Source organism: Nostoc sp. DedQUE07, from assembly GCF_034530975.2.
In the GTDB taxonomy this organism is placed as follows: domain Bacteria; phylum Cyanobacteriota; class Cyanobacteriia; order Cyanobacteriales; family Nostocaceae; genus Nostoc.
Genome location: NZ_JAVRCC020000016.1, coordinates 16270 through 27406, shown reverse-complemented (window position 1 = coordinate 27406; position 11137 = coordinate 16270). Strand labels below are relative to the sequence as shown.

The following is an 11137-nucleotide window of genomic DNA, read 5'->3' as shown; positions in this document are numbered from 1 at the left end:
ACTAGTCTATTACTTGTTTACCTTCCCCAGCTAAATCAAAAATTGGCGCGATCGCCTCCGGTAAAGTCACAGCGATCGCACCTTAAAGCTAAAAACCTATGCTTCTGGTTTAACACCGAGCGATCGCTAAAACATTAATCTCAAAGTACGCGCAGTAAGCTGGGAATGCTTTCGATCGCTGACAGCTCCCGAATTTCTGCCAAAGCTTGCCTAAAATTGCCTTCTGGCACATCATGGGTGACAACCACAATCTCTGCTAATTCCCCTTGAAAGCCTGTTTGGACAACTGACTCTAAGCTAACGCCATAGTTGCCAAAGCAAGTACCCAATTTACCGATAACTCCGGGTTGGTCATTGGTGAGGAAACGGGCGTAAAATCGAGTTATCAATTCTGCCATCGGCGCAATTTGGCAGTATTCTTGATGCCCACAAGTTAATAATGGATTTGTAACTGCTGTATTAGTTTTGAGAACAGCAACTAAATTCAAAATATCCGAAGTGACAGCACTAGCAGTTGCACCAGCACCAGCACCGGGGCCAAAAAACATTACTTGCCCTATAGGTTCTCCTTCCACAAGAATGGCATTGTAAACGCCGTTGATGCTAGCCAAAGGGTGGGCTTGAGGCACTAAGGTAGGATGAACTCTGACAGAGAGGGAAGATGAGGGAGTATCACGTTTAGCGATCGCTAACAATTTAATCACAAATCCCAATTTTTCGGCGTAGGCAATATCTGTTTTACTTACTTGCCGAATGCCCTCAGTATAAACATCTTGTAAGTTGATGCGTCCACTAAAGCCTAATGATGCCAGGATGGCAATTTTATCAGCTGCGTCTAAGCCATCTACATCAGCAGTGGGATCAGCCTCAGCATAACCTAAGCGCTGGGCATCAGCTAAGACATCATTAAAGTTGCTGCCTTCTGTTTGCATCCGCGTCAGGATGTAGTTTGTTGTACCGTTAACGATGCCTGTTACAGTATGAATTCGGTTAACACTTAAAGATTGCTTTAAAGGTTGAATCACTGGAATACCACCACCCACGGCGGCTTCTAACATCACGTATACGCCTGCTTGATTGGCAGTTGTGAAAATTTCTGCTCCGAAGCGGGCGATCGCTGCTTTATTGGCTGTGACTACATGCTTACCATTACTTAAAGCTTTGAGAATGAGCGATCGCGCCGGTTCCAATCCACCCATCACCTCGACAACTATATCTACCGCTGGATCGTTGACAATAGATTCTAAATCTGTTGTTATTACTTCCGTAGACAATTCTACCGCACGGGGTTTATCTAGCGATCGGACTCCCACCCGATAAATTTCTATCTCTTGCAACAATGGGTGACGCCCAGCACTATCTTGCAACAACTGCACTGTTCCCGTTCCCACGGTGCCTAATCCCAGTATTCCTAGTTTCACACCCATTTTGCACCCAATTTAACCAATAACAATTGTAGGTAGAGCGTTTGCCCTACCTACTGATTATCCTGCTTCCTTTGTCATTTGTCCTTCGTCCTTTGCTAATGACAAATGACTAATGACTAATGACTAATTTAGTATGTTTCTACGTGCCAGCGATGAGCTTTCTTAAGTTGCTTCTGGTAATCACTCCAGGTTACGCCTTCCTTGGCAGCAGCAGTAGTTAAGGCTGCATCAATACCTTCTTCCATACCTCGCAAACCGCAGATGTAGGTGTGGGTTTTTTCGTTTTTAATCAACTGCCACAATTCATCAGCATGTTCTGCTACGCGGTCTTGGATGTACATTCTACCGCCTTGAGGATTTTTTTGTTCGCGGCTAATGGCAGGAGTGAGGCGGAAGTTATCAGGATATTTTTGTTCGATTTCTTCCAGTTCTTCCTTATATAAAAGGTTTGGAGTTGTCGGCACACCAAATATTAGCCAAGAGAATCCTTTAAATTGGTATTCTGGGTTAGCTGCTCTTTCCGCATCTTTAAACTGACGCCACAGATAAGCTCGCATGGGGGCAATACCTGTTCCGGTTGCCATCATGATGACATTAGCATCAGGATCGTCGGGTAACAACATTTCCTTACCCACGGGCCCTGTAATTTTTACCTCTTCCCCTGGCTTGAGGAAACACAGGTGTGTGGAGCAAACACCGTAGACTGTTTCGCTAGTTTCCGGGTGCTTATATTCTAATTGGCGGACGCACAGTGATACTGTCTTATCATCCACATCATCGCCATGACGAGTTGAGGCGATGGAATAGAGTCTAAGTTTTTCTGGCTTGCCGTTCTTGTCTAATCCTGGTGGAATAATCCCAATACTTTGACCTTCTATATACTTCAAATCCCCGGCGGAAATGTCAAATTTCAGGTGTTGAACAATACCAATACCACCTTCTTTGACTAGTGGTTCATTAGATACTACCTTGCCAATGAACGGAGCATTGGGACGGTAAGTGTTAACAGGAACGTCACCGTGGTCTTTTTTGGCTTTCGCTTGAGTCATGGTGTTGCCTTTCTTGTCCTTGTTCTTGAGCTGTTCTTCAGCTGGTGGTTTAGCAAAACCTTTGGTTTCACTATCAGCTTTTACAGGTGTGGCTTTACCATTCCCTTCACTGTCAGCATTTTCCCCAGATGTCGCTAACTCGCTGACAACGCTATTAGCATTCCCAAGTGAGGCTTTACCATTAACTGGCTCTAGAGCAGTTACGGGTTGGATGCTAACAATTGTGCCGCCTAGACGAGTGATACGTCGCATTTCTTGATTCATGCGGTTGTAAGGCACTCTGATGAACACACTGCCACTTTTCCGAATTGGGTAGTTAGTTTGATCGGTTTCTTCACTCTGACGCAAACCCACTACTTCATAAAGGAAGATGCGGCTACCTAATTCTGTGTTGGCAGCACCCTCAACAGCACCTTGATTGTACATTCGTTCTACCACTCCGATAATTTACTTAACCGTTTTTCAAAAAAAAACTATTCCCCTACCTTGCCAGCTTTAGTTTACCGGATTTTCGTTTCACAAAACTGGCCCTGAAGGAAAAACGGCATCATTAAATTAATGCCTTGCTAAGTACACTCACCAAAGACATGCAGGCATAGCAAAAACACACCTGTTTACCTTCTAAGGTAAAGGATAAGTCTTGTGGAGAATGTTAATAATGAATCAATTTAATCTTTTTTTCGTTAACTACCACCCCCATCAGGGAGATAGCTTTTTACCTTAGTACCCTACGATCGACTCACAATAGTAGATATTCTCGGAGAGTTACTTCAATCGGTGGAAGCTACCGCTCGAAGTTATCCTCCACAAGCTTCCTTTGTGCTTGCTTACTCCAGGGGTTTAAATCGGAGAATGTCAAGAAAAGAAGGTTTTCTTCCAATTGGTTTTACTTCTCCAAATCTACTACTCTTCTGGAATGTTATTAGCTATCTTCATTACCTATCTATGGACAATTACATAACTAGGACAACTCCAGCCACAAATATCACGAGATAGACAATCATAATTTCAGCAACTGTAATTAGTTTCACTTGATGTGAAAAATCTGTCAACCTTGCATCAGTACTTTGCCATAACCTCAACGCTTCTATACGAGCATATTCATAAATTTACAGCCAATAATTTGGGTAATGCAAGTTATTTCCTCATTCGTTGGATAGATTTTTGCTTTGAATATATTAAGTATTGTCGAGCAGAAATTACAATTTAGGAAGATTAGAAAATTTGCAGCAATTTTGCTGCAATAATAAATTATACCTTATACGCTTGATTCTATAGAGTCACAAGTAGCAGATAGATAAAGGTGCAACACTGATGGGCAGTAACGATCCCCATTTTTAAATTAACAACTAAATTAACAAAAAAATGATTGAGGAACCACATTAATTCTTCTTGACAGCAATCTTGTATGGGATACCCCCTTCTGTTAAAATCAAATATATCACTAGGATTAAATACTTACCGGCACCAACATTCAGGCTAGTCCGACAAGTAGCAACTTAATTACTTTGTTGTCTACTTGCTTGGTGTCTTATAGATGTGCTAGGTAGCAAGAACGCAGGATAAACCAAAGGGGTAAACTCCTGGCTTCAGAATCTGCTGTGTGAAAAATTATTGACACAACTTTAGTATTTTAGAGGAGATTTATGACAAGTAAGCCGGAACGCGTGGTACTGATTGGAGTAGCCGGAGACTCTGGTTGCGGTAAATCTACGTTTTTGCGTCGTTTGATCGATTTGTTTGGTGAAGAGTTAATGACAGTTATCTGCTTGGATGACTATCATTCCCTAGATCGCAAACAGCGTAAAGAAACGGGGATAACGGCACTAGACCCCAGAGCAAACAATTTTGACCTGATGTATGAGCAAATTAAAGCGCTCAAAAGTGGTCAAGCGATTGATAAGCCGATTTACAACCACGAAACCGGCTTGATCGATCCGCCAGAGCGGATAGAGCCGAATCATATTATAGTTGTTGAAGGGCTGCATCCTTTATATGATGAGCGGGTGCGATCGCTAATCGACTTCAGTGTTTATTTTGACATTAGCGATGAGGTCAAAATTGCCTGGAAAATCCAGCGAGATATGGCTGAACGCGGTCATCGCTACGAAGATGTGTTAGCACAAATTAATTCTCGCAAACCTGACTTTGATAAATTTATCGAACCACAAAGAGAATTTGCTGATGTGGTTCTTCAGGTATTGCCCACAAACTTGATCAAAAATGATACCGAACGTAGAGTCTTACGGGTACGTATGCTCCAGCGGGAAGGTAAGGAAGGCTTCGATCCAACTTACTTATTTGATGAAGGATCAACAATCAATTGGACTCCCTGTGGACGCAAGCTGACCTGTTCTTATCCTGGTATGCAACTGTACTACGGTTCAGATGTTTACTACGGTCGCTATGTCTCAGTACTAGAGGTGGATGGTCAATTTGACAATTTGGAAGAAGTCATTTATATCGAAACCCATCTCAGCAATACATCCACAAAATATCAGGGTGAATTGACTCACTTGTTACTCCAGCACCGCGAGTATCCAGGTTCCAATAATGGAACTGGTTTCTTCCAAGTGCTTACAGGTTTGAAGATGCGTGCTGCTTATGAGCGGTTGACAGCTACAGAAGCAAAGTTAGCGATTCAGGTTTAAAGCAGCAGTGTTTGTGTCAAAGCTTGTGGGGCGCTTTCGAGTGCTCCTTTTTTTGTGTTATTAAATACATTTTAGCTACAAAATAATTAGCATACATTTATCTTACTTACGGATATTTACCTTATAGTTACTGGTTTTTATCAATATCAAGAAGATACTAACGACTGAAGTATAAATATTGTTATGATTTCAGAAATTAGTAGTTGAACTAAATACTCACATTTAGTCAACGAAAAAACTCTTGATGGAGGAATTTCTTTTGTCTCGTCGATATTTATTTACCTCTGAGTCAGTCACCGAAGGTCATCCAGATAAAATCTGCGATCAGATTTCTGATACTATTCTGGATGCCCTATTGACACAAGATCCGAGCAGTCGTGTCGCCGCTGAAGTCGTAGTTAATACTGGTTTGGTGCTAATCACTGGTGAAATAACCACCAAAGCTAATGTAAATTTCGTCAATCTCGCCCGAAAAAAAATTGCTGAAATTGGTTATACCAATGCTGACAATGGTTTTTCTGCTAACAGTACCAGCGTTCTGCTGGCTTTAGACGAACAATCACCCGATATTGCCCAAGGCGTTAACACCGCCCAAGAAACCCGCGAACAAGATAGTGATGAACAATTCGATAAAATTGGTGCGGGCGATCAAGGTATAATGTTTGGTTTTGCCAGCAACGAAACACCAGAACTGACACCTTTACCCATCAGTCTCGCCCACCGCATTGCTCGCCGATTGGCAGCAGTCCGTAAAACAGGTGAACTGTCATACCTGCGTCCTGATGGCAAAACCCAAGTAACTGTAGTCTACGAAGATGGACGCCCAGTAGGTATTGATACGATTCTAATTTCCACTCAGCATACAGCTAGTATTGGGGAAATTACGGATGAGGCGGCGGTACAAGCCAAAATTAAACAAGACCTCTGGTCAGCAGTGGTTGAACCTGTTTTTGGCGACATTGACGTTAAACCCAATCAGGAAACACGTTTTTTAGTCAACCCCACTGGCAAATTTGTCGTTGGTGGTCCTCAAGGAGACTCTGGTCTGACAGGACGAAAAATAATCGTTGATACCTACGGTGGCTATTCACGACATGGTGGTGGCGCTTTTTCTGGCAAAGACCCCACGAAGGTAGACCGTTCTGCTGCTTATGCGGCTCGTTATGTAGCGAAAAATATTGTCGCTGCTGGGTTAGCAGAAAAAGTTGAAATCCAGCTATCTTATGCTATAGGTGTAGCGCGGCCTACAAGCATTCTAGTGGATACTTTTGGTACTGGCAAAGTGGATGAAGAAACCTTACTGGAATTAATCAACAAGCACTTTGAACTCCGTCCAGCAGGGATTATCCATACCTTCAACTTACGGAACTTACCAAGTGAACGAGGCGGACGTTTTTATCAGGACGTCGCGGCTTACGGTCATTTTGGGCGGGCTGATTTAGACTTGCCTTGGGAACAGACCGATAAAGCCGAATTGTTGAAGCAAGCAGCAAATGAGTCACTTTCGGCAGTAGTTGCTCAGGCAGTAACTTAGACTTATAGGCTACTACAAAAACTTAGTTTATCTACGTGAGGGTATTGGCAACTTAACAAGTTAGCAATACCCTCATTTTTTGCTAGCCACTTGAATATCCACAAATATAGCAAGGGACTGGGGACTGGGGACTGGGGACTGGGTGAAAAGCCTTTTTGTGTCTAAGTTTTATCGTCTGTTGATGTCCTAACCACCTTGACTGTTGCTATAATATCGTGTCTGGTAAAAGACTTATCATTAAGACTGCAAGGGGGCAGGGAGCAGGGAGCAGAGGAGGTTCAGGTGCAGAAAAGAGGGGCTTTTGGGCTTTCTGCATATATTCGGGAAGCAAAACTAATTAGGCGGACATGATATAAAACTACTACTTTGTTAAGCTAAATGCCCCGACAGCAGATTCATCTGTTGCAAAGATTTTCGTTAATGGTATTACGGATCGATGATGGCTTTTGGTTGCAAAGATACAGATTGCCCATTAACTGACAATGCTGTAGCTTCTAAAATCTGACCGTAACGATTGCGAGTGCCGAATCCTTTGGCTTGAATTGTGTTTTTGATGTTTGCCATACTGGTTAGCTGTTCGCCTACATGGGGCGGGAACTTGACAATAGTGCCATTAGAAATAATAACGCCGTTAATTTCTCCTCGATGTCCCACCAACCAATTCTGAGCAGTTCCCTGTGCAGATAAGGTACTGTAGTTGCTCAAGCTGGGTGGTTGGGGGGCGATTGTGGGAGGTTGTTCGACTAAAGTCTGTCCAGTTTGAGAATTGGTAATGCTTTTGGCTCTTACTTCCTGTCCAAAGCGAGTGGAAAAGCCAGGATCGCCAAAAATGCTCACTTTCGTGTTTGGGGTAATTATCCGCACCAAACTGTCCGCCATCTGGGGAGGAAATTTCACCTGTAGCCCGTTATTAAGTAATAGCCCATCCACCTTACCTTCAGGGTTGAGAAGATACTGTTTTACCTCTCCATTGAAAGTGGTTCCGGCTGTGGAGGGTAATTCTGGTGGGGGTGCTGGGGGAATATCTAGAGGATTAGCATTGGCTAAATTGGCACTTGGGAGATTAGCTTCTAGCGATCGCCCGCTTGGTGTAGCATTACTAGCAACAGTATTGTACGTCCAAAAACCGAAAAGTGCGATCGCGGCTCCAATGCCGCCACTAGTTAAAATTAACTTTAACTTGCGTTGGCGATCGCGCTCTCGGATTTGCTTGGCTTGAATCTGCTGTATTGCTTGTTGAATCATCTCTGGAGGAATTTGTACTTCTGCTCCAGCCTGCATAATTTCTTCTAAAGAATAATCCTGATTTTCTTGGGCATACAACTGAGCTGCTTGAGCGAAAACATCGGCAGCAATTTCTTTTGGAATGCGAACTTTAGAGTTATTCATCTGCTTTAATTCAATTTAATTGCTAACTAGAACTGTAAGAGTGCAAAACTCGTGCCATAGATACAAGACACTCGTTAGCTAGTAAGGCAGGATGAAAAATGAGCAACTGAAATTTGGCATAGTTTTTGCACTTCGTTGTAATGCACTCGGAACCCCACCCCGCCAAAGCTACGCTTTGTCTCCCCTCCCCGCTTGCAGGGAGGCGTTGGGGGTGGGGTCAACGGGTACTGCATCCAAACGAGAACCGCTATAGTTCTTGCACTTCTAGAAGTTCTAACCCTTATTCCATGCAACCTATTGTGTTATCTCAACGTTGGACACTCCGGCGACAGCTAACAATCCTCAGCATCCTTTTTTTAGGTTTAAGTGGAGCTGCTTTATGGTTAGTGGTACAACTATTTGAAAGTTTAGAAGGTGCTGTTGTTGCCAGAAATCAGAGAGAATTAGCTTTTGCCAACACCAGATTAATTAAGCTGTTTTGGGAATCAAATATTGGGCAAACACCAAAGCCAGGTAAGCCGTTGGCGGAACTTTCAAACGATGCCCTAACTGTTTTCCCAAGGGTAGAAGGCGGATTTTATCTGCTGCAACAAGACCAGCTTTTAGGCTATGCCTATCCTACCCACGGGGGCCCTGTCCCCAAAAAAGATATTCCTCCTGCTGAACGAGACACAATTTTGCAATTGACTCGGAGAGCGACAAGCCAAGGTTTACCCCAAGAACTAGTACTGCACCCTGGTCTTGATATTTTGGTATTGCGTGCTGATCCTCTACCTCTGTGGGGAGCAGTGTGGACGATGAAACGTATGCCTCATCTAGAAGATAGGAATCAAAACGTTTTAAGTGTTTTCGTAGTTTTAGGAATTTTAGTTGTAGGAGTTTGGACTTTTTATATTGCCTTACAACTTCAGTGGGGAGTGCAGCGACTCCAGCAAAGTATTAAGGCAATGGAAGAGGATAAAGCTTCGCTAATTCCGCCGCTACCCGCAGAAATGGGACTGTTGGGAACTGCAATTAATAGTATGCAATACCATCGCCAAGAGTTAGAGCAGCGCTTGCACCGAGTTGAGCGCTTGGCTTCTCTGGGACAACTGGTAGCGGGGGTAGCTCATGAAGTCCGCAATCCCTTAGCTAGTATGCGTCTAAATTTGCAATATACAGAACGGCAATTAAAAAAGCAGGGAATTACGACTTTACCGATCGCTAGTTTACTAGAACAAGTAGACCGTTTAGAGATGTTGGTGCGACGGCTATTGTATTTTGACCAAAATCAGCAAGAAGAAATGGTAACAACTTCCCTAGAAGCGATCGCTTTTGAATCAGTTTCTCTATTACGTCTCAAAGCCGAAGAACAGGGAGTAACACTTTTTTATCGCTCTGCTGAACCTTTGCCCCAAGTACCACTACGCCGCCGAGAGTTAGGACAGGTGATGGTTAACTTAATCTTAAATGCCATCCAAGCAAGTCCACCAGAAAGCGAAGTTGAGGTTGGTGTCAGCCAAGAGCAAGACTACTTAGTGACTTGGGTAAAAGATAATGGTGCAGGTTTAGCACCAGAAGAACGCGATCGCATTTTCGATCCTTTTTATTCTACAAAACCCCAAGGAACAGGTTTAGGTTTAGCGATTAGCCACGAGATTGTCACCCGCCACGGAGGGCATATTGATTTCAAATCTCAACCGGGTTGCACCGTTTTTAGCGTTTACTTACCGAAGAATCACAACGATGGCTAAAATTTTGATTATTGATGATGAAAAAGCTTTGCGTCAAGCGATGGCGCAGATTTTAAAAGATGAAGGCCACGACGTAGTAGAAGCAGGAGACGGAGAACAAGGACTGAAGATGATTCAACAAGATATCACATCTCGTCCTGACTTGGTATTTCTAGATTTAAAAATGCCCAAAACTCAGGGTAATGCTGTTTTAAAAGCTTTAGGTAGCAAAACGTTGTTTGAAGTGCCAGTAATTGTGATGACAGCTTATGGAACAAGTCGTACAGCCATTGAAGCTATGCAGTTGGGAGCTTATGATTATTTAACTAAACCCTTCGATTTAGAAGATTTAGTCAACTTAGCGCAAAAAGCTTTAGCTCATTCCCAAGCATCCACCGAGCAAATTGGTGAAGCAAATATTCAAAATCTCGGACAACCAGAAGAACTGTTGGGGCGATCGCCTAAAATGGCAGAAGTTTTTAAACTCATTGGTAGACTTGCACAAGGAAACACCACAGTTTTGATTGTCGGCGAATCAGGTACAGGCAAAGAGTTGGTCGCTTCCACACTACATAATGCTAGCCCTCGCAGTCGCGGCCCTTTAGTAAAAGTTAACTGTGCAGCCCTCCCAGAACATTTATTAGAAGCAGAATTATTTGGTCACGAAAAAGGAGCCTTCACTGGAGCGAATCACTTGCGAATAGGTCGCTTTGAACAAGCTAATGGCGGTACAATTTTTCTGGATGAAGTTGGAGAATTGAGCCAAATCATTCAAGGGAAATTGTTGCGAGTATTACAAGATAAATCCTTCGAGCGCTTGGGTAGTAACCAAACCAAAACTGTAGATGTCCGCATTTTAGCTGCCACCAATCGGAATTTAGAACAATTGGTACGCCTGAATCAGTTTCGAGAAGACCTTTACTATCGTTTTAATGTAGTACGAATTGAACTGCCACCTTTGCGCGATCGCCCCGAAGATTTAGAACAACTTACTCAACATTTTTTAAGTTCTATTGCTCTCAGAAACGGAATTAAAAATTTAGCAATTACCTCTACCGCCCTAGAAAAACTTAGAGATTACGCTTGGCCCGGAAATGTGCGAGAACTACAAAATACTTTAGAGAGAGCAGCAGTTTTTTCTGGAGGAAGAACCATTCTTCCAGAGCATCTCATTTTTAATCGAGAATATCAGATGAATTTAAATTTAGAACAAGCGATCGCTCAATTAGAAATAAACTTTATCCGCCATGCTTTAGCACTTTATCCCCAAGAACCCCACAAAGCATTAGGAATTTCTGTCGAAAGCTTTGAACAAAAAAAGAAACAATGGAATTTATAGCAAAAACTTTCAACTTCTCGTTTAACTTCTCGTTCC

The 11137-nt window shown here is 42.9% G+C and carries 7 protein-coding genes; 4 read left to right on the top strand and 3 right to left on the bottom strand.

Annotated features, from left to right (window positions below; genetic code table 11):
* Nucleotides 1-140 precede the first annotated feature (140 nt).
* The gene (locus tag RMZ95_RS14730) at nt 141-1427 is read right to left on the bottom strand and encodes a homoserine dehydrogenase (protein WP_322682593.1); all 1287 of its coding nucleotides are present in this window, start codon (nt 1425-1427) and stop codon (nt 141-143) included.
* 128 nt (nt 1428-1555) lie between these two features.
* The gene (gene petH / locus RMZ95_RS14725) at nt 1556-2902 is read right to left on the bottom strand and encodes a ferredoxin--NADP reductase (RefSeq protein ID WP_322682608.1); all 1347 of its coding nucleotides are present in this window, start codon (nt 2900-2902) and stop codon (nt 1556-1558) included.
* Between the two features lie 1220 nt (nt 2903-4122).
* Between petH and RMZ95_RS14720 the strand changes: the two genes are divergently transcribed.
* Both RMZ95_RS14720 and metK read left to right on the top strand, forming a co-directional pair.
* A complete protein-coding gene (locus RMZ95_RS14720; RefSeq protein ID WP_322675356.1) occupies nt 4123-5127 on the top strand; it encodes a phosphoribulokinase in 1005 nt (334 codons plus the stop codon).
* Between the two features lie 259 nt (nt 5128-5386).
* The gene (metK, locus tag RMZ95_RS14715; protein ID WP_322682594.1) at nt 5387-6661 is read left to right on the top strand and encodes a methionine adenosyltransferase; all 1275 of its coding nucleotides are present in this window, start codon (nt 5387-5389) and stop codon (nt 6659-6661) included.
* A gap of 426 nt (nt 6662-7087) precedes the next feature.
* Here metK and RMZ95_RS14710 read toward each other — a convergent pair whose 3' ends face one another.
* Complete coding sequence (locus tag RMZ95_RS14710; RefSeq protein ID WP_322682595.1) at nt 7088-8050, bottom strand: hypothetical protein; 963 nt, start codon at nt 8048-8050, stop codon at nt 7088-7090.
* Between the two features lie 287 nt (nt 8051-8337).
* Here RMZ95_RS14710 and RMZ95_RS14705 point away from each other — a divergent pair, with 287 nt between their 5' ends.
* Together RMZ95_RS14705 and RMZ95_RS14700 are read left to right on the top strand one after the other, a co-directional pair.
* Entirely contained in the window at nt 8338-9783 is a 1446-nt protein-coding gene (locus tag RMZ95_RS14705) for a sensor histidine kinase (RefSeq protein WP_322682596.1), read from the top strand.
* Nucleotides 9776-11101 (top strand): sigma-54 dependent transcriptional regulator, encoded by a 1326-nt coding sequence (locus tag RMZ95_RS14700; RefSeq protein ID WP_322682597.1) that lies wholly within the window; start codon nt 9776-9778, stop codon nt 11099-11101. The genes RMZ95_RS14705 and RMZ95_RS14700 overlap by 8 nt, the downstream gene beginning before the upstream one ends.
* Nucleotides 11102-11137 lie beyond the last annotated feature (36 nt).